Source organism: Streptococcus oralis subsp. tigurinus (assembly GCF_002356415.1).
GTDB classification, from domain to species: domain Bacteria; phylum Bacillota; class Bacilli; order Lactobacillales; family Streptococcaceae; genus Streptococcus; species Streptococcus oralis_F.
On the sequence record NZ_AP018338.1, the window covers coordinates 1473746 to 1493952 of the forward strand.

General features: G+C 40.6%; 21 protein-coding genes and 3 pseudogenes. 7 read left to right on the forward strand and 17 right to left on the reverse strand.

The annotated features are described in order from the left end of the window. Positions 1 to 66: 66 nt before the first annotated feature. The 3 genes from STO1_RS07520 to STO1_RS07530 form a co-directional block, all read right to left on the reverse strand. Positions 67 to 1104: a zinc-binding dehydrogenase gene (locus STO1_RS07520; protein ID WP_096422687.1), complete on the reverse strand. Its 1038-nt coding sequence runs from the start codon at positions 1102 to 1104 to the stop codon at positions 67 to 69. Next, entirely contained in the window at positions 1105 to 1458 is a 354-nt protein-coding gene (gene nmlR, locus STO1_RS07525) for a stress response transcriptional regulator NmlR (RefSeq protein ID WP_096422689.1), read from the reverse strand. Positions 1459 to 1701: 243 nt separating this feature from the next. Further along, positions 1702 to 2589 carry a cation diffusion facilitator family transporter gene (locus STO1_RS07530; protein ID WP_096422691.1) on the reverse strand — a complete coding sequence of 296 codons (888 nt, stop codon included), beginning with the start codon at positions 2587 to 2589 and terminating at the stop codon, positions 1702 to 1704. A 132-nt stretch (positions 2590 to 2721) separates the two neighbouring features. Between STO1_RS07530 and STO1_RS07535 the strand changes: the two genes are divergently transcribed. After that, positions 2722 to 3276, forward strand: coding sequence for a TetR/AcrR family transcriptional regulator (locus STO1_RS07535; protein ID WP_084938938.1), 555 nt, complete (start codon positions 2722 to 2724; stop codon positions 3274 to 3276). Positions 3277 to 3302: 26 nt separating this feature from the next. After that, entirely contained in the window at positions 3303 to 3635 is a 333-nt protein-coding gene (locus STO1_RS09930; RefSeq protein ID WP_000958145.1) for a hypothetical protein, read from the forward strand. Between the two features lie 37 nt (positions 3636 to 3672). On the opposite strand, the pseudogene pnuC reads toward STO1_RS09930, so the two are convergent. Further along, positions 3673 to 4179 (reverse strand): annotated as a pseudogene (gene pnuC / locus STO1_RS07545) (nicotinamide riboside transporter PnuC); the annotation flags it as partial. Positions 4180 to 4218: 39 nt separating this feature from the next. Between pnuC and STO1_RS09790 the strand changes: the two are divergent. From STO1_RS09790 to STO1_RS09760, 5 genes and pseudogenes are all read left to right on the forward strand, one after another. Then, positions 4219 to 4566 (forward strand): annotated as a pseudogene (locus STO1_RS09790) (IS6 family transposase); the annotation flags it as partial. Positions 4567 to 4593: 27 nt separating this feature from the next. Next, positions 4594 to 4914: pseudogene (locus STO1_RS09795) on the forward strand (DNA replication protein); the annotation flags it as partial. Then, the gene (locus STO1_RS07555) at positions 4907 to 5143 is read left to right on the forward strand and encodes a hypothetical protein (RefSeq protein WP_001287839.1); all 237 of its coding nucleotides are present in this window, start codon (positions 4907 to 4909) and stop codon (positions 5141 to 5143) included. The pseudogene STO1_RS09795 and the gene STO1_RS07555, both read left to right, overlap by 8 nt. 12 nt (positions 5144 to 5155) lie before the next feature. Further along, a complete protein-coding gene (locus tag STO1_RS07560; RefSeq protein WP_001152920.1) occupies positions 5156 to 5383 on the forward strand; it encodes a hypothetical protein in 228 nt (75 codons plus the stop codon). Next, entirely contained in the window at positions 5371 to 5532 is a 162-nt protein-coding gene (locus tag STO1_RS09760) for a hypothetical protein (RefSeq protein WP_001062367.1), read from the forward strand. The genes STO1_RS07560 and STO1_RS09760 overlap by 13 nt, the downstream gene beginning before the upstream one ends. A gap of 224 nt (positions 5533 to 5756) precedes the next feature. On the opposite strand, the gene STO1_RS07565 is transcribed toward STO1_RS09760, so the two are convergent. The 13 genes from STO1_RS07565 to STO1_RS07625 form a co-directional block, all read right to left on the reverse strand. After that, complete coding sequence (locus STO1_RS07565; RefSeq protein WP_000103848.1) at positions 5757 to 6557, reverse strand: energy-coupling factor ABC transporter ATP-binding protein; 801 nt, start codon at positions 6555 to 6557, stop codon at positions 5757 to 5759. Then, positions 6544 to 7380 (reverse strand): ABC transporter ATP-binding protein, encoded by an 837-nt coding sequence (locus STO1_RS07570; protein WP_000343048.1) that lies wholly within the window; start codon positions 7378 to 7380, stop codon positions 6544 to 6546. The genes STO1_RS07565 and STO1_RS07570 overlap by 14 nt, the downstream gene beginning before the upstream one ends. Next, positions 7356 to 8147 (reverse strand): energy-coupling factor transporter transmembrane component T, encoded by a 792-nt coding sequence (locus STO1_RS07575; RefSeq protein WP_172843661.1) that lies wholly within the window; start codon positions 8145 to 8147, stop codon positions 7356 to 7358. The genes STO1_RS07570 and STO1_RS07575 overlap by 25 nt, the downstream gene beginning before the upstream one ends. Further along, positions 8147 to 8749 carry a hypothetical protein gene (locus tag STO1_RS07580; RefSeq protein ID WP_007521045.1) on the reverse strand — a complete coding sequence of 201 codons (603 nt, stop codon included), beginning with the start codon at positions 8747 to 8749 and terminating at the stop codon, positions 8147 to 8149. Before STO1_RS07580 ends, STO1_RS07575 begins: the two co-directional genes overlap by 1 nt. Positions 8750 to 9086: 337 nt before the next feature. After that, entirely contained in the window at positions 9087 to 10607 is a 1521-nt protein-coding gene (locus tag STO1_RS07585; protein ID WP_057489282.1) for an ABC transporter permease/substrate-binding protein, read from the reverse strand. Beyond that, positions 10600 to 11328 carry an ATP-binding cassette domain-containing protein gene (locus STO1_RS07590; protein WP_057489281.1) on the reverse strand — a complete coding sequence of 243 codons (729 nt, stop codon included), beginning with the start codon at positions 11326 to 11328 and terminating at the stop codon, positions 10600 to 10602. The genes STO1_RS07585 and STO1_RS07590 overlap by 8 nt, the downstream gene beginning before the upstream one ends. Before the next feature lie 73 nt (positions 11329 to 11401). Then, positions 11402 to 11845, reverse strand: a complete 444-nt coding sequence (locus STO1_RS07595) for a MarR family winged helix-turn-helix transcriptional regulator (RefSeq protein WP_057489280.1) — start codon at positions 11843 to 11845, stop codon at positions 11402 to 11404. A 144-nt stretch (positions 11846 to 11989) separates the two neighbouring features. Beyond that, entirely contained in the window at positions 11990 to 13183 is a 1194-nt protein-coding gene (locus tag STO1_RS07600) for an O-antigen ligase family protein (protein ID WP_057489341.1), read from the reverse strand. Positions 13184 to 13315: 132 nt separating this feature from the next. Further along, the gene (gene gtfA / locus STO1_RS07605; protein ID WP_057489279.1) at positions 13316 to 14758 is read right to left on the reverse strand and encodes a sucrose phosphorylase; all 1443 of its coding nucleotides are present in this window, start codon (positions 14756 to 14758) and stop codon (positions 13316 to 13318) included. Between the two features lie 206 nt (positions 14759 to 14964). Then, a complete protein-coding gene (locus STO1_RS07610; protein WP_096422695.1) occupies positions 14965 to 15798 on the reverse strand; it encodes a carbohydrate ABC transporter permease in 834 nt (277 codons plus the stop codon). 16 nt (positions 15799 to 15814) lie between these two features. Continuing rightward, complete coding sequence (locus STO1_RS07615) at positions 15815 to 16687, reverse strand: carbohydrate ABC transporter permease (RefSeq protein WP_061588706.1); 873 nt, start codon at positions 16685 to 16687, stop codon at positions 15815 to 15817. Between the two features lie 18 nt (positions 16688 to 16705). Further along, positions 16706 to 17956 carry an extracellular solute-binding protein gene (locus tag STO1_RS07620; RefSeq protein WP_096422697.1) on the reverse strand — a complete coding sequence of 417 codons (1251 nt, stop codon included), beginning with the start codon at positions 17954 to 17956 and terminating at the stop codon, positions 16706 to 16708. 32 nt (positions 17957 to 17988) lie between these two features. Further along, a complete protein-coding gene (locus STO1_RS07625; RefSeq protein WP_096422701.1) occupies positions 17989 to 20151 on the reverse strand; it encodes an alpha-galactosidase in 2163 nt (720 codons plus the stop codon). Positions 20152 to 20207: the final 56 nt, after the last annotated feature.

Genomic DNA, 20207 nt, shown 5'->3' on the forward strand with positions numbered 1-20207 from the left:
TCAACAAATATACCAACGCAAAAAATCCTAATAGAGAGTCTCAAATCTCCATTAGGATTTTCATTGTTAATCCATCACAATCATAGACTTAATGGTCTTGCGTTCATCCATATCTTTATAAGCCTGGTCGATATCTTCCAGTTTATAACTTGAAGTAAAGACGCGACCTGGATTGATGTCTCCATCAAGAACCGCTTTTAACAAAACTTGTTTGTCATAAGTGGTAACTGAGGCTGCTCCACCTGCCACTGAAATATTTTGGGCAAAGGTTGAACCAAGGGCACGGTTATTATAATGTGGAACACCGACAAATCCCATGCGTCCTCCATTATGAAGGACTCCAAGGGCCTGCTCAACGGCTGCTTCAGTCCCAACACATTCAAGGGCTGCATCTGCTCCACCACCGAGGATTTCACGCACCTTGGCAATTCCCTCTTCGCCACGTTCAGCCACAACAGCTGTCGCCCCTGATTCCAAGGCCATCTTTTGGCGGTCTTCATGACGGCTCATAAGGACAATTTGTGATGCACCACGCATCTTAGCTGCAATGACAGCGCATTGACCAACAGCCCCATCACCGATAACGACCACCTTGTCGCCCTTTTGCACATTAGCAACACGCGCCGCATGATAGCCTGTCGGCATGACATCAGCAAGTGTCAAAAGTGACTTGAGCATGCCTTCGCTATAATCTGAAGGTTGACCTGGAATTTTCACAAGTGCCCAATTAGCAAAGTGGAAACGGATGTACTCTGCTTGGACCCCGTTAGACCAGTTGGTGCCAATATGGCGGTCACAAGTCCCATCATAGCCAGCGCGACAGGCATCACACTCCCCACAGCCATGGGTGAAAGGTGCGATGACAAAGTCTCCTGATTTTACTGTAGTAACGTTCTCACCAACTTCTTCGATAATTCCGATAGCCTCATGACCGCTATTTCTATGTCCTTCTTCGATTTCTGGATTACGGTAACTCCAGAGGTCCGAACCACAAACGCAAGTACGGACAATGCGGATAATAGCATCATCTGCTTCTATAATTTGCGGACGTTCAATTGTAGCAAGTCCAACCTTGCCTGCCTTTGTATATACTGCTGATTTCATTTAAAATTTTCCTTCCTTGTAAAGTTTAATTTTGAGATTTAAGCGATTTAAAGCCGTCTGTAACTGAGAAAAGCGCTCCTCTAATTTTTTCTTTTCGTCTTCTAAAATACCAAGCCTTTCTTCTCTCGTTTCATCCCCCTTTTGGTAGAGCGACATATAGTCAACTAAACTGTCTACAGAGACACCCGCCGAACGGAAACACTTAATAAATTCCAGCGCTTCTATATCCTGATCTTGAAAGTCACGAATTCCAGTCGCAGTTCGAGTAATCGGTGGCACAAGACCAACTCGCTCATAATACCGAATCGTATCCGCTGAAATTCCCAATAAGTCGCTGGCAGATTTAATATTCATATACTAGCCTCCTTTCATTATCTTCACTGAATTTAAGCAACTATAACTCATTCATCTTATTATACAACTTTGAGTTGACTCCAAGTCAAACTTTTTGCATCTAATAGAAAAATTTTTTTAATTACCAAACAACTAAGTAAAGTTTATACAGAGCCTTATAGGACCAAACTTTTAAAATATTTAAACAGTAATAAAATACTCTATTTAAAATAACATAGGGGCTTAATCATTCTTTACTTTTTACTAATGATGCCCATGCTTCTGCTCTAACTCTCTCACCTTCCGCCTATGTTCCGCATGATTACTTTGACTGCTGTCCACTTCAATAGTGATATTCTGCACGCCTCTTTCTTCTAAACATTGACGCACCACTTCTTTGGTCTCCATCATCTGCTCCCAGTCCTTAATACAAATGTGAACAATAGCATTGTTCTCTAGACCGTCCATGGACCAAATACTAAGTTGATTGACACTGTTGACATTGGGTAGAGCCTCTAAATCCTTCTCCAAATCACTTGTCTCGACCCCTTCTGGCACAGCATCTAGGAAAATTTTCAGTGCGCTCCAAAAGCGAGGAATGGCTTTTGTTAGAATAAAGATAGAAATAACCAGCGATAAAAGCGGATCGAGGATATACCAGTCCGTAAATCGGAGGATAATCGCCATTAGAATGACAGCCAGCCAACCAAGGGTGTCTTCCAAAAAATGCAAGCTAAGAATAGACTCGTTCTTTGTCTTTCCTTTACGAACTACCAGACTTGCTAGCACATTAATGGTCACTGCAATGATTCCCAGCCAGAGGATACCATTTTCATTAACGGGTTGCGGGTGAACAATCTTTGTGACATTTTCCAAGATCACTAGGACAGACCCTATCATAAGAATCACAGCCGTTAGCATGGCCCCTAAAAGACTAAAACGTTTGTAACCCAAGGTGTACTGTCTATCTTCTTCACGGTTTGAAATTGTTTCTAGAAGGGCTGAGATGCCAATGGCTATTGCATCTCCCAGGTCATGAACAGAATCAGCAAGAACTGCACTCGAACCAAAGATTCCTCCTGCGATAAACTCGACTATCGCATAGCTTAAATTTAAGAAAAAAGATAACCAGATAGATGTTTTAGAACTCATTTCTCTCCCTCCTTTGGTATAATGGGTATATACATACTTCTTTCATTTGTATTATCTAATAAAATCCAAAGAAAGGATAGAAGCAAACTGTCAGTCCTGTTCAGTTCTGAACAGTTTGTCTCAAGTGTCTATATGCCAAAAAGAGACCGTCGAGTCAGCAAGACGAAAAAAGCCATCTATCAAGCTTTTTTACAACTTTTGAACGACAAGGGCTATGATGCCACTACTGTTCAGGATATCATTGACCTAGCAGATGTTGGACGTTCTACTTTTTACTGTCACTACGAGAGTAAGGAACTGCTTTTAGATGAGCTCTGTCGCTACCTCTTTCATCATCTCTTTGAAAGGGAAGGACACTTTACTACCGAGGACTACCTCGCACATATCTTTTTACATTTTCAGAAAAATCAGGACCATGTCACCAGTCTTCTTTTTTCCAAAAACGACTACTTCCTCCGCCAACTACACAAGGAGCTCGAACACCACGTTTATCCCATGGTGGCGGATGACTTACAAGAAGCCTACCCAAACATTCCGGCCTCCTACCTCCAGCATTTTGTTGTAACGAACTTTATCGAGACCCTAACTTGGTGGCTAAAAAAAGGAAAATCCTATACCGAAGACCAAGTGGTGAGATTTTACCTTGATGTAATGGAGATGACCTCTACAACTACACTTGATAACTAAGCCTGTAACTCAGAAAGGAACCAACTATGTTAACTTCGATGATTCTAGGAATACTAACAATCGTACTAGCTCTCGCATTCTCATTACTTCACCTTGCTGCTGCTTTTTCAGCCATGAAACAAAAGAACTACAGTCTGGGAAACACGTGCATCTTGGTCGGCAGTTGCATCACTTCTCTGGCTCTAGCTATCTTTTACTTCGTCCCACTGGCAACCATTCTACTATGGATTGTGGGTTCGAGTATCGTCTGCTATGGTGCCTACTGGAACGGGCGACAGCAAGAAAACCAACATATATCGCACCACATTATTCGTATAACGAGTGCTATTGTCATTACGGTATTATTCATTTTGCTCTAACACAAAAAAAGGATCATCTGATCCTTTTTTTACTTTTTTAAGCGCTTTTTGCTGCCTTGCTCCACTGATACCACCCAACTAGACTATTGATGAGATAAATTAGGTATTTCCCTTGGATTTGCAGGCTTTCTCCCCACCAGAGATAGATTGAAAAGACATTAGTAGCAGCCCAGAATATCCACTGTTCACGGTAAACAGCTGTCATGAGGATTTGCCCTACACCATTGGTCACATCAGTGATAGAATCACGATAGGGACGATTAGCTCCGATAGACTGATAAATAAACCCAAAGGCCAACCACCAAAGAACACTAATAGAAAGATACTTTGTCCAACCCTTGCCGTCTAGTTTACGTGCGACAAACTCTTGTTGTTCTTTCTTAAACTGAGCTTGATAAATCCAAACCAAGAGACCAATTGGCTGCATAATTGTAAAATAGAGAGTTGTTAAAACCTCACCATAGAAGCCTTTTTGAAGGGCAAGCACCAGATAAATGATGGAATTAATCAAACCAAATAGGTAGTTACTAGCACGACCTTCAGCTTCTCAAAGAGCAGAAAAAAGGTTAGTAAGGCTTGAGAGATGAATCATTTTAAAGGCAAACAATTCCAACAAGACGTCATCATTGTCGCTGTTGGTTATTACCTACGTTACAATCTGAGCTATCGTGAAGTTCAGGAATTGCTTTATGTCCGTGGAATAAATGTTTGTCACACTACGATTTATCGGTGGGTTCAAGAATACAGTAAAATCCTCTATCATCTCTGGAAAAAGAAAAATAAACAGTCCTTCTATTCGTGGAAAATGGATGAAACCTATATCAAAATTAAGGGGCGTTGGCATTATCTCTATCGAGCGATTGATGCGGACGGTTTAACATTGGATATCTGGTTACGAAAGAAACGTCGAGCAGACGATAACAGCTATAAGTTAGAAGATACCGCCTATCAAGAAGATAAAGCACGCAAAGCAGAAACCGAAGATAAGCTAGCTATTGAAGTAATGAAAAGCAAGTACACCACGCTATTGCTAGAAAATATGTTGCTAAGTCCGTTTGAAATGCAAGATACAAAAATCATGGCAGGATTGCAAGTCCATGTTTACCCCCTCTATGACGAACTGAAAGAATTAAGAGGGCTAAATAGTGTTAAAGACCACTTGTCTTATGTTGCCAGCAGACGTGAAGAATATTCTAAGCATAATATCGCACGCTACCTCAAAAAAGCCATTGAACAATATCTACCAACGGTTAAAAGGCAGGACTTAAACCATGAGTGAAGACTTAAAAACGATCAAAGAGCTGGCGGATGAGTTGAGTGTTACAAAACAAAATATTCAATATCACTACCAAAGGTTACCAAAAGAATTACAGCTTAAAAGTTCCAATGGGTCTAATCTAATAAATTCTAAAGCAGAAAAAATAATTTTAGGTAAAGTAGAAAGTAGTAGCAAATCAAATACCAAAGACCAACAAATAGAAAAACTAACTAATTTGTTAGACCAGTAACAACGATTAGCCTTGCAAGATAAAAAGTTGCTAGAAGAATACAAGGCGGAAAATGATAACTTAAAAGCCCTCAAAATGCCCTCACAGGAAACAGAATTCAAACACTTAGACAATCAATATAAAGATGAAGTGAACGCTCTTAAAGAGAAGTTGGAAAATTTACAGGAACAAATCAAAGATCAAAAAAGGATAGAAGAACAAGAAAAACCAATAAAATGGTGGGGACTATGGCGAAAATAGATGATTCAGTTAAAAAGAAAGTTCCAGAATTGCGATTTAAAGGATTCACGGATGAATGGGAACAGCGTAAGTTGGGAGACGAAGTTCGAATAGTGATGGGACAGTCTCCTAATTCAGAAAATTATACTGATGATCCTAATGGGCGCTAAAAATGCGAAGACCTATGAAGACCTATTTTGTATTAGTCAAACAAAAAATCCAAAAGAAATGGTATATGATTATGACCATAAAACAAAGTAAAATCAAACCGAGTGATCTGAGGAAGCACCCGATGATCATGAAACGTTATTAAACACAAAAGTCACCCATGTGAGTTCTTGCCAGAAGCTGAAGTTAATCCTTCAACCTGGAAAACCCGCAGAGGTGACTTTTTCTATACATCTCGATTTTTCTGGCAATAATCATTAACCGATAAATATGTCTGTGAATCACCCAGCGACTCCGCTATGTCCATAATCCGCGGTGGTAGTAATCCCACTCGCTGGACAAGTTCGTGATTGCTGAACAATTCCCGTGGACTGCCGGCGAAGCCAAACTTCCCGTGTTCCATAACATACACCGACTCAAACTCGGCGGCGACCCAATCCATGTCATGGGTGATGGTCACAACTTGGTGGCCCGAATCAGCCAACTGATGGAAAATTGCGGTCAACTTGCGCCGGCTTTCCCAATCAAGCGACATCATCGGCTCATCAAATAAATAAATCGCCGGATCCACTGCCAAAACTGTGGCAACGCTCAACAGCTTGCGTTCCGACAATGACAGGTCATATGGACTTTCAGCTGTTTTATCATCCAAGCCAACTCTTTTTAGAGCTGCTAAAGCCCGCCTCGTAATCGTGTCGTGGTCATCCATGACCTGCGCGACATTCCACTCCACCTCTCGTTGAACGGTCGGGTTGAAAAGCTGATCGTCAGGATTCTGAAAAGTAATCCCAACCTTCAGTAACTTTTCTACTGGTTTAAGATCATTAAAATTTTCTCCATCGATCTTAATCACACCGGTTTGTGGTGTCAGCAAACCCGTCAACAATTTGAAGAGCGTTGATTTGCCGGCACCATTTTGGCCGACAATCGCCACCATCGGATCGGCGAAGTGTTTGTCTTCAACATCCAAGCTAAAGGACCGTTCCGGATAAGTGAACGTCAGGTGGCTCAGTTCAATTGTGGACATAACGAACCTCCTTCAGATCAGCGTAATTCACCGGATACCGGCCATCAGCCAAGTGCCAATCCATTTTTTGAGCAAGTTGCTGGATTGTCGGGGCTGGAATCTGCCAGTCAGCTGCCAAATGATTAAACACCTCACCCGGCCTGCCCTGGGCTACCATTTGACCCTCGTGCAGCACCCACACAACGTCGGCGACTTCGCACAAATCGTCAATTTCACTGGTGACAATGAAGACAGTCGTCTCTTTGACTTGGGCCAGCCATTGGAAAAATTGCCGGCGGCCAAGGGGATCCATCTCACTGGTCGGATCATCCATAATCAAAACAGCCGGATTAGCCACAATCGCCGTGGCAATTGCCAACCGCTGGATCTGACCACCGGAAAGGCTCTCGGGACGCAAATTCAGCTGTTCAATCAGCCCCATTTGCGTGGCAACTTCTTCAACCCGTTTTTGAATCAGTCCTTCAGCCATTCCCTGATTAATCAAGTCAAAGGCGATTTCATCGGCAACCGTGTCTGCCAACCCGCTTAGTTGGCCAGCTGGATTTTGCAGTACAACTCCATTCATGGCATTATAAACGGGCCAATTGTCAGACACTCGCTGGCCAAACATGTGCCAATCGCCCTCAATCTCAGCAGACACAATTTTGGGAATGACCCCTGCCAGCACACGGCACAAAGTCGATTTGCCGGAGTGGCTATTCCCGATAATCCCAACCACCTGGCCGGTATGAACCTCCGCGTTAATCTGACGCAGTTGTGGTTGCTCAGTACCCGGATAACGGGTGGTCAAATTTTCAATTACAATCCGTTTATCTTCGTCCATATCTTCCACCCAATCAATAAAATTGCCAATCCAGTCAGACCAATGTGCAGCGTCCGCGACAGGCGATACACGCGCTGGGAGGTTCTGACAGTCCGGTTGAGATTATCAAAACCTCTCAGTTGGAGAGAAATCGACCGCGTCATCGATTGATCCAAGGTCTTAATCACCAATGGAATTAGAACCGGCAGGACTGACTTTAATTTCTGAATCAACGTTTTTTGCGGATTGGTTCCGCGAACTTTTTGTGCCTGCTGGATTTTCCGCATATTGCGCATCATTTCCGGCAAAATATAACACACCGACATCAGAACGTAGACGGTTTTATAAGACAATCCGGACAGTTCCAAATAGGCCGCGTTTTCTGAAATACTCGTGGTCACCATAAAAAAGCCACTGGTCAAAATAATCACCAATACTCGACAACCCAGAGTGGTGGCGTAAATCAGGCCCTCTTTGTAGAACGACACCCCAAGCACAGAAAAAAGCACAGTTTGATTCCGACTGTAAAATAACCCTTGAATGATCAGCATGGTGCAAATCAGAAACAGGCTGAATCCCAGTGCCTTAAAGGTGGTAGAACTCAATTTGGAAAATAACAATAGCAGTGTTGCGACAAGAATTAATCCGGCCTGAAGCAATAAATTCATACTGGCAAAGCTCAACAACGTCATGTCCAAGATGAACAAGAGCTTAGTAATCGGATCGATCACCTGGTACCACTTGAGCTTGACCCGTGGCGCTCCAGAAATAAATGTTTGATCAGTCATCATTTATCATCTTTAAAGAAGTGCACCATCCGCTTCGGCAGCTGACGATAGATGAAGAATGCCAGGTAGGCCACACAGACTTTATCCAAAATATCCAAGACAAACTCATCGGTAAATGAGGCCAGCCACACTGGTGCATGATTGGCGACCATTACCGCAAACAATGAGTCACCCCAAGCGATACCGGTCTGACCACCCCAAAAGATGACGTTGAGTGGCGTTGAAATGACAGCTGAAACGATGGCAATAATAATAGCAGAAACAAATACTCGTCGCGCTGACGAGAACCACCCATTGGCGTGCAAAACTCCGACAGCAATCCCAATTCCGATGCTGGTAATCGCATACACGGTTGAAATTGGCGATAAGGTCAGCCCATAGATCACGTTGTTGATGAAACCACTAATGGCACCGGCAACCGGCCCAGCCAACATGCTGGTAAGAAAGGTTCCCAAAGACCCCAGCCAAACGGGCAACTTTAACCCCTCCGCCAAGGCTTTGGCAACATAGTTAATCCCCACGGCAGCGGGAATCAAAGTCATGGTGGCAGCACTTAACTTAAATTTCCACATACTGGTACGATGAATCGGTTCTGTTTTCATAATCTTCTCCTTTTGTTTTTAAAGAGCCGTGTCTGGATAGACTTTCGGACGCAACGCTCTATTATATATCTACTGAACTGTCTATACACAGGATTTCCATCCTTAGTCGACATGAGCTGGAAATCTCTATTTGTTAAGTAGTTCACAACACATTATACACCTATTTTGTGAATAGTCAAGTGTATTTACAGTGAAATTTTAGAAAATCCTAAAAATTTCCTCTTATTTTCCATTTAAAAATGAAAATCATTACTTCTGACACCAAAAAGCCCAGACAAGATTGCCTGAGCATTTTTCTATATGATCATTTAACCAAGTTGAGTTTGACATTTTCAAGCTATTTCTTCAACAAGCCTTGTTCTTGTAGAAATTCTTTGGCTACTTGTTCTGCTGACTTGCCTTCAACACCGACTTGGTAGTTGAGCTGGCTCATCTGGCTTTCCGTGATTTTACCAGCCAATTTATTGAGAACTGTCTCCAACTCAGGATGTTTCTTGAGAAGAGCTTCTTTCATGAGTGGTGCCCCTTGATAAGGTGGGAAGAGTTGCTTGTCATCTTCCAAGACCTGTAAATCATAACGCGCCAATTCTGCATCTGTCGAATAGGCATCCGTGATTTGAATATCGCCTGACTGAATTGCCTGATAGCGAAGAGCTGGCTCCATGGTCGCTACGTTGAGATTGAGACCATACATTGATTGCAAGCCCTTATTTCCATCCTCACGATCATTAAATTCTAGTGTAAAGCCTGCCTTCAGCTGCCCTTCCACTTTTTTCAAGTCCGAAATGGTCTTCAAGCCATATTCTTGAGCAATTTTTTTCGGAACAGCTACAGCGTAGGTATTTTGATAAGACATAGGTTTGAGATAGGCCAGATGATCCTGTTTAGCAATGCCATCACGCGCCACTTGATAAACCTGATCTGGCTCATGACCTACTTTAGGTGCTGGTTGAAGTAAACTTTCAGTCACCGTACCAGTAAATTCAGGATAGATATCAATATCCCCTTTTTTCAGAGCTTCATAGAGGAAGCTTGTTTTCCCAAAATTTGGTTTAACAGTCGCAGTCATACTGGTATTCTCTTCAATCAGCAACTTATACATATTGGCCAAAATTTCTGGTTCCGGTCCCAATTTCCCAGCAATCACCAAGTTTTCTTTCTCTTTTTGAGCTAATAGAGCTGGACTATAAGACAGACCGAGCAATATTGTCACCAAGGCAAAACCAGAGAAAATCGTCCGCAATTTTGCTTTTTCCATCACTTTTAGCAGGAAGTTAAAGGCAATGGCAAGCACTGCAGAAGAAAGGGCCCCAATCAAAATCAGACTGGTATTATTACGGTCAATTCCCAAAAGGATAAAGGAACCCAGTCCCCCAGCACCAATTAAAGCTGCCAAGGTTGCCGTACCGATAATCAAGACCGCTGCTGTCCGAATCCCAGACATCATAACAGGCATGGCGAGTGGAATTTCGAATTTCTTGAGACGTTCCCATCTGGTCATCCCAAAGGCAATCCCAGCCTCTTGCAGACTCGGATCAATTCCCTTCAGCCCAGTGATGGTGTTTTGCAAAATCGGGAAAATCGCATAAATCACCAGAGCTGTCAAAGCTGGCAAGGTCCCAATTCCCATCAAGGGGATAAAGAGTCCCAACAAGGCCAGAGACGGGATAGTCTGGAAAATCCCTGCAATCTGCAAGACCCAATCCGCCATCTTTTTATGATAACGAAGAAATACCGCTAAGGGGACTGCAATAAAGATAGCTAGTAACAAGGTCAAAAGTGACAACTGCAAATGTTGAGATAGAGCTGTTACCCAATCACCAAAACGATCCTGAAAAGTTGATATCAAATTAGCCATGAACACTACCTCCAAACAAGTCTGCTACAAAGTCTGTTGCAGGAGATTTTAAAATCGTCTCAGGATTCGCCACCTGACGAATCTCTCCATCCTGCAAGACAGCAATACGGTCCGCCAATTTCAAAGCTTCATCCGTATCATGGGTCACAAAAACCGTTGTCATCCCAAACTCTTTATGCAATTCTTTCGTCAGAACCTGCAACTGTTTTCTCGAAATAGCGTCCAAAGCCGAAAAAGGCTCATCCATAAGCAAAATCTTAGGCTGACCAATCATAGCACGGACAATGCCGACCCGTTGCTGTTCTCCACCAGATAATTCGCTTGGAAGTCGATGCCCATACTCAGCTACTGGCAAGCCAACTTTAGCCAAAAGCTCTTCTGTTTTCTGAGCAATTTCTTCCTTAGTCCAGCCCTTCATCTCAGGAATGAGGGCGATATTTTCCGCAACCGTTAGATTGGGAAACAGAGCAATGGCCTGTAAAACATAACCAGTAGAAAGACGAAGTTCACGCTCATCATAGTCTTTGATGCGCTTGCCATCCATATAAATATTTCCATCAGTTGGTTCCAAGAGACGATTAATCATCTTGATCATGGTCGTCTTACCGGACCCAGAAGGCCCAACTAAAACCATGAACTCTCCATTCTCAATCTGTAAATTGACGTCTCTCAAGACGTCTTTTTCTGTATAGCGTAGCGCTACATTTTTGTATTCAATCATTCTTTGTCCTCAATTTAAAATTTTTCCTCGGTTGGTCAAGTTACCAAACTTTTAATAACTAATTTACCCCATTCTAAACCTCATTTTCCTTCTCTTTCAGATTAGCCAAAATTCTTTCTTGAAAAGCTTCAAACTGACGAATCTCTTCCTCTGAAAATCCTTTGTAACAGATAGTATCCAATCTTTGGCTGACACGTTGCCCAACTTCTTTCTGAGACTTGCCCAACTCTGTTAAAACTAGATACTTCTTACGCTTATCTTCTCCACACGGACTGACAGTTATAAGATTTTGCTCCTCTAACTTTTTTATCATAGTCGTCAACGTATTATTAGCAAGCCCAGTCGCAAGCGCAATATCTGTCGCAGTTGCACAGCCCGTCTTACTATTCCATAAAACCGCTAAAATCTTTCCCTGCTCACTCCGATAAAGAGAGTCAGGGTCTTGTCTCAGTAACTTTTGAAAAAGCCGCCCATTCAACAAACAAATATGATGGGCTACCAAATGACAATATTTCATGAAACCTCCAATTTATTTCTATATCGATACGAATAAAAAACATTATAATACTTATTATTCCAATTGTCAACTATTTCGATTTAGAACTAATTTTTCTCAGTAAAAAATCTCCTACTCAAGGTAGAAGATTTCAATCTTATAAACTTAATCCGTCATGTCTGATACCAAGGTTCGACGCTCCAATGGAATACTGCACATAACTAACAAGAAAATGAAACCTGACTGAATCCAGAAAAGGGCCAAGTCAAAGATTCCATGCACAGCAACCACTGTAAGGAAAGATAGATAAAGACCGATAATTGGACGTTTCCCCGACTCCTGACTCATATCCATCATCAAACGAACAGGAGCAACAGAAGACAAAGCTAATAAAATGGTTCCCACAATTCCGTAACTCAGAATCGTATCAATATAAAGGCTGTGAGCATGTTCATGATAAGGAGCATTTATCCGAGGATAAGAGTGCATATAGGTCAATGGCCCCTCCCCCCAAAAAGGATTTTGCTTAAACAAGGCCATCCCAGCATCCCAGATAGAAATGCGTTCTTCCATAGAGGAATCTAAAGTCCCCATCCGAACTCCCAAATCACTAGAAAAAAGGAAACTCAAGCCAATCGCAAAGACCCCAATACTAAGCCAAAAGGCTTTCCAGTTTTTAATGGTCGTAAAGAGATAAATGATGGCTCCAGCGATAATAGCAGGAAAGGCAGTTCGATTTTGCGTAAAGTTCAATCCAAAGAGATTAACAAATCCTGCAATCACACAAAAAATTTTTAACCATCTTAGCTTCGTCGTTGTAAAAAGATAAAAAGCAATCATGATACAGAAACAACAGATAATCCCATAGTAGTTCGGATTAAAGAAAGTTACCTCTGCACGGTTCTGGTGCCATACTTGCATATTGGGCGAAAGAAAGGCGTAGTTAAATTTCTTTACAATTTGGAAATGCTCCAAAGTGGCAAAAGCCGCGGAGAGCACACTGCCAAACAAGATTGTCTGCAAAATCAAACGGAAGAAAGCATGTGTCAAACGTTTCTGGTAAAAACTAAAGAAAATGAGGAAGAGAAACATCAGTAAAGATGCAACCAATCCAAGCCAGTTCTTGGCGACGATGGAGATGATACTACTGTAGGCAATAAAAAAGAGAAGTACAGGATGTTTGGCTAATCCTTTGATAATTCCCTTCATCTCCCCAGTAACAAGTAAACCTATCAAATATAAAGCAAAGAGTGCTAAGAACAAATAAAAAGGTAAAAAGATACTCATGATCATCAAATACAAAAAGAAATCTTTTTTCGAAAGCCCTCTTATCTTATCCAGTAATCCAATTGATTTCAAAACGGATCCTTTCTGTTCTGGATTTCTCCAGAAGATAAATGCTAAACTATTTTTTAATTTTACCATTTTTTCCGTCATTTGGGAACAATGAACACGTTTTCTCTGCAAAAAAACTCTGTTATTAATATGGTACTAAAACTGAATTTTTCTGCCGTTTTCCAATACCTGATAGGTTTGACTTTGCAAATCAATTTCTGCTACTGCTGTTACGGACTTATCTTTATTTTGACGTTTAATCACAATGCTGTATTCCGTTGGTGTTTCCACCTCTATAGTTCCTTCTAGATCAAAGGCTTCTGACCGATTACGGAAAGAAAATAGATTGAGAAGAGACTTCACCACAGGACGTTGAACTTCTTCTGCTATTTCCTCGTTGCTATAGTAATGACGATTAATATTTCGACCTTCTTTGGTTTCTTCTAAAAATTTCAAGTCATTTTTTCCTGCTAATAGACCCACATAGTAAACCTGAGGAATGCCTGGGGCAAAAGCTTGAATCAGACGAGCGAGGAAGTACTTGACATCATCATCTCCAAGCGCAGAATAGTAGGTTGAATTGATTTGGTAGATATCTAGATTGTTATACTCAGCACTGGAGTACTTCCGTTTGACATTCGCTCCAACCTTATAGAGCTCATTTGAAGCATAGTCAACTTCCTCATCGGTCAGGATATCTTTGACATCCACCACTCCAATCCCATCATGAGTATCTAGTGTCGTAAATTGCTTCATCGGGCTCATCTTTAACCACTTAGCCAAGCGCTCTGTTCTGGAACTGTAAAGAGTATAAAGGGTCACCATTGGAAGGGCAAAATCGTAAACATAGTAATCATGGTCCGCTATTTTAAACTGAATCGAATAGTGTTCATGAATCTCAGGTAAGAGCTCTGTCCCATACTCAGCTGCTATATCTCGAACTTTATCCAGCAAATCCCAAATATCTGGTTCCACAAAGAAATCATTGGTATCCAATTTCTTCACTGCATAAGCAAAGGCATCTAGACGAATCAAATCACATCCGTTACTTGCTAGATGTTGAATCGTCTTACGGATGAATGCCATTGTTACTTCTTTGGTCACATCAAGATCAATCTGCTCCTCACCAAAAGTATTCCACAAATGTTCCACTGAACCATCTGCAAAAACAATCTCTTGCTTTGGTGCACGATCCTTACGCTTGTAAATTAAATCTACGTCAGACTGTGTCGGACGGTTCTCTGGCCAAAACTTATCCCAGTTTAAAAAGAGATCTTTAAATTCACTGGCTTCATGTTTTTCTTGATAGTCCTTATAGTACTTGGATTGACGAGAAATATGATTAATCATAAAGTCAAACATAAGATAATATTTCTCACCTAAACGCTTAACGTCCTCCCAATCACCAAAAGCTGAATCCACTTCATCATAGTCAACTGGCGCAAATCCACGATCACCTGTTGATGGGAAAAATGGTAGAAGGTGAACTCCTCCAATAGCATCACCAAAATGCTCTTCCAAATTCTCATACAAGTCTTTAAGGTTATTTCCAAGACTGTCTGAGTAAGTAATCAACATAGTTTTATTTTGAATGGTCATAGATGGTCTCCTTTTTCTGATGAAAGCCAAGTCTTATATGACCTGGCTTCGTAAATGAAAGATATTTTTAGATTTTTGTTCACATTGAACTCGTACTAATATAGACTGCAAGCAATTAAGTACTACTTTCTTATTTTCTACATAGAATTGTCAATAAGCTGAACTGTTCGTCTATGTATGGAATTATACATTCCCTAAGCACTTTCTTACTTCACTGCCCCGTTACTCATTCCTGAAATGATATGTTTTTGAAAGATGAGGTAGACAATGGTTATCGTTACAATTCCCACAATATAGGATGCAAAACTTGGGCCATAGTCATTGAAGTACTGACCTTGGTAGTTGTACTGGAAGAGAGGCAAAGTCCACATCTTGGAATCCTTATTTAGAATCAAAAGTGGTAACATAAAGTCATTCCAGAACCAGAGAGCATTGATAATCAAAGTTGTCGCATGCATGGGCTTCAACATTGGAAAGATGATTCGACGATAAGTTGTAAAACGATCAGCCCCATCAATTTCCGCAGCTTCGTCCAAACTATCTGGTATACTGATTTTTATATAACCAACATACAAGAAGAGAGTCTGTGGAATAGCATAGGTTAGATAGAGTATTACTAGCCCCCACATATTTGCTAGACCGAGTTTACTCATCATAACTGTGATGGGAATCATAATCACCTGAAATGGAACAAATATCCCTAAGATCAAGAGCGAATACATAATTGCAAAGGCTTTTTTCTTGGACATATTTCGAGCAATGGAATAAGCTGCAGCTGGTATAAAGAAAGCTACTACAATCAATGATAACACCGTAATAACTGCTGAATTCCAGAAATAGCCTCCAATTCCATCCGAAACCAAGCGTTCATAATTGCTTAAGGTAAAAGGATTGGGCAAACTAAAGAAATGATTCATGATATCCTTAGTTATTTTGAAAGAACTAAATACTGTTACCAATAAAGGAACAAGTATAAGGATACCACCTACTATCAAGAGGACATATTTCCAAAACTGATTCAATTTTTCTTCTTTTTTCATGTGTAGGACTCCTCTATTAGATTTCAAATTTCTTTGATAGCTTGATTTGGATAAGAGAGACAATTCCAATAATTAAGAATAAAATCAAGGCAATTGCATTCGCATATCCATATTGATTACTCTTGAAAGCATAGTTGTAGACTAAAAGTCCAAGAGACGTTGTAGCATTATTTGGACCACCACTCGTCAAGGCAAATATCTGGTCAAAGGCAGTCAGGCCAGACTTAAGAGCCAGAATAAAAACCATCGAAATCGTTGGAAGCAAATAGGGTAATTCAATTTTCCAAAAAGTTTGTTTGCTTGTTGCACCATCAATTGATGCAGCCTCTAAAATATCAGATGGAATACTCTGAAGACCAGCTAGAAAGAGAATGATTGGCATTGCTACTCCTTGCCATAGAAGAACAAAAATAGTTGCCACTACCGCTCCGACTGGTGTCCCCAATAGACTCTCTTGTAAAAAACCAATCCCTAAAATTCTTCCAATCGTTGGAAGACCATAGTTGAAAAATTGTTTAAAAATCAAGGAAACTGTCAAACCAGACAAAACAGCCGGGAAAAAGAACCAAGCTCTAAAGAAGGTCTGTCCTTTCATCTTAGAATTTAAGGCTCGTGCCACAACCATCCCAATTGTAATCTCTCCAACAATCAATGCCAGAGTTAAAATCAAAGTAAAGGCTATGGCTGTGAAGAATTTCCCATCAATCATCAGCAATTTGTAGTTATTCAAACCAACAAATTTGTAATTATAGGTCAATCCAGTCCAGTTAGTCAAACTATAGAAAGCACCTTGTACCATTGGAAAGTAAAAGAAGATAGCTTGTAAAGCAAGCGGGATAAGCAAAAATGTCCAACCCCAGTATTTATTTAAAAATTTTCGAATAGCCATATCATCTTAACTCCTATTCTAGTCCAAATCTGCCTTCATTGGATTAAAGAAAGCATTGAGATTGTTTGCCATATTTTTCAGATTTTTATCCATCAAGTAACCTGCAGTTAGATTAAAAAAGTCTTCTTCAGAATTCCAGTGTTGACCCAACCAAACATAATGTTTGTCCGTAAATGCCAGTTTAGAAATATCTGCAAGCGCTGAATCTTCTTTTTCCTGTATGCCTTTCACCGCAACTGGTGATCCATCTACATCATAGTATGACTGCATAGCTTTTGGACTAGTCATATAGCTGATAAATTCTTCGGTTTCTTTCGGATGTTTAGTAGTAGCTGAAGTTGATAATGCCATGTCCCCTGCACCAACAGTAACTTCTTTTCCTACTTCTTCTCCTGGAAAGGCAAACATCCCCACCTCAAATTTTGGATCCTGTTGATTAATTGCCGCTAATGCCCATGATCCTTGTGGCATCATCCAGGCTTTTCCACTCGAAAATGCTACCACTGCATCATTATAAGAGGCTCCACGCCAACCATCTTGAGCATTATCTGCCAATAAATCGAGTCGTTCTGCATCGGCTTTTAAAATAGCATCATCTGCAGAGATAGCATTTGGTTTTGAAAAGCGAAGGTAGCTATTAGCCGCATCTCCACTACCTGTAATAGTAATGAGAGAAAGTTGGTGGTAACCATTTAATGTCCAGCCTTCATTGCCTGCAACTGCAAATGGAGAATTCCCACTATCTTTTATCTTCTTAACAATCTCTTGAAACTCTTTAAAAGTCTTCGGTTCCTCAAGTCCTAATTCTTTAAATTTTGTTTTATTGTAATAGATTCCATAGAGGTTAGCCGTTAAAGGCACACTATAAACCTTGTTATTGATTGCATACTTTTCGGCATAGTCATTCTTGATGTTCTCAAGATAGGGTTTTCCTGTCATATCTGCAAAATAGCCTGCCTTCGCCCACTCCTGAAAATCCATATTTTGAGGATAGATATTAATAATATCTGGAACATCTCCTGATAAAATCCGAGTCTTCAGAACAATTCCAGCTGAAGGTACTGTAGTCAACTTCACATCAATATTAGGGTGTTCCTTCTCAAAATCATCCACTATCCTTTGCAAGGTATCCGCCATCTCGGTCTTCTGGTTAAAAAACTCAATCGTTACCTTACCATCAGCTGATTGATTGTTCTGACCACAAGCCACTAAGCCTAGTAAACTTGCCCCAGCTACTAAAAGAAAACCTGCTTTCTTATACCATTTCATTGGAATGCCTCCTTTATAAATTTACACCTTTATTATAGTCTTCTGAAAATATATTGTCTACTCAAAAAATCTCCTTGGGATAAGGTAACAGTTAAACCTGCATACATGAGCTCTGCACCCGAGTAAACATTGTTTGTCCCTTCCAACTCATAAAGCCCTTCCTCCTCTAGGTCTTTCAGTTTCAAGGTGGTTTCTATTATTTCCACAACTGAAAGGACTCGGACGTATGTTACGATCGTTTGATTTCCATAGTTAAATTGTACAGCTGCTTCGTTGGATGCAGCATCGGGATTAATTAACCTATGCTGATTTCCCAACTGGACTACTGGTCGCAATTCTTTATACAAGTTCACCTGATTAGCAATCTCAGCTTTCTCTTCATCTGATAAACTTGTCAAATCAAGCTCATAACCCAGATTTCCCATCATTGCTACATGACCACGAGTTTCCAATGGTGTCATTCGTCCCATCTGATGATTTGGTACTGCTGACACATGAGCCCCCATAGAAATGGTTGGATAGAGATAGGATGAACCGTATTGAATTGGTAAACGTGCAATGGCATCAGTATTATCACTAGCCCAAACCTGTGCGAAATAGCGCATCATACCAAGATCATTTCGTCCACCACCACCAGAGCAAGACTCAAAGAGAATATGACTGTGTTTCTCTGTCAGATAAGAAACGAGTTCGTAAAGCCCCAACATATACTGATGAGACTGCATCTGGGTTTCCAAGTAGGCTGAACCATTCCCCAGATTAGTGATATTGCGGTTCATATCCCATTTGATGTAGTCAATTTTATGATGAGAGAGGAGTTCATCTAAAACATTTTTCAAATATCCTACTACCTGGGGATTGGCAAGATTAAGTACTAATTGATTCCGAGAGTAAGTATGCTCATATCTTGGAACCTGAATAGCCCAGTCAGGATGTTTACGGTACAAATCACTGTCAACAGAAATCATCTCAGGTTCCAACCAAAGTCCAAACTGCAAATCTCTTTCATGGATAGCTGAAATCAGACTTTCAAGACTTCCACCCAGTTTTTTCTCATTAACAACCCAATCACCTAAAGCCCGATTATCATCAAAGCGATTACCAAACCACCCATCATCTAATACAAAAAGTTCAATTCCAACTTTCTTAGCTTCATCAGCTAGTTCTAACAGTTTTTCTCTCTGAAAGTCAAAATAGGTTGCTTCCCAGTTATTGATAAGAATTGGACGTTCTTTTTTAGAAAATTTACTTGGCATAATGTGCTTAAGTACAAAATTCTGACTTTCATGACTGATACCGGTTAATCCCTTATCTGAATAGGTCACTAAAGCTACCGGTGTTTCAAAGTTTTCCTCAGGATCTAACTTCCAAGAAAAGTTTTCTGGATTAATGCCAATAGCCACCCGAACTTCATTCAGTTGATTTTTTTGGACAAAAGCTTCGAAGTTTCCACTGTACAGTAGTTGCAAAGCAAACACATTCCCAGCATCCTCTGTGGCTCCTTGATCACATAGTAGAAGAGCTGGTGTTTGAGCATGCCCAGAAGCTCCACGGTTCGAACTAATCGAAAAGATTCCTTGTTCTACCTGTTGACGTTGAACAGTCTTTTCACGAGCATAAGCTCCCTGCAAAGTTACGATTTCGTAATACGCAACTGGAACATCAACCATAAAAGAAAAATCTTTATGGATGACAACTTCCTGATTACTATTATTCTCTAATTTACTGTAGCTAGCAATTGTCGCATCATTATCAAAAGCAGTATAATACAAAGTCAGACTAAGTTTAGCTTGAGGATCTTTTAAAATCAAGGCAAGCGTCTCTGTAGCATCCATGCTGTGAGGAGAAGGTAAGCCCTGTGGACCATTCTGACCTTTTAAAATCTTTGCTTCTACAAATCGAAAGTCTGTTACTTCAGTTGCATTATGTTGAACCTGTAAAGTTGGTTTTCTAAAGTCACCCAAACCATGTTGTCCAAAAATCTGACGTTGCGTATCCAAACTAAAGGTTCGATTAGTAGCTATGGGATTACCAGAAAAAGCATGATCGCGTTCGTAAACACTATTAGCCCCTCTATAGTTCTTAATAGTCTTTCCTAAATGTTTTAATAATAAGAACCCATCCCTATTTTCAATAATCAAACTTAAACCTTTACTCTCAACGTAAAATAGATTATTCTCTATCCGAATTCCCATAAATTGTACCTCATCTATTTCTTGAAAAAATTTTAACACATAAAAGCGCTTTCTAA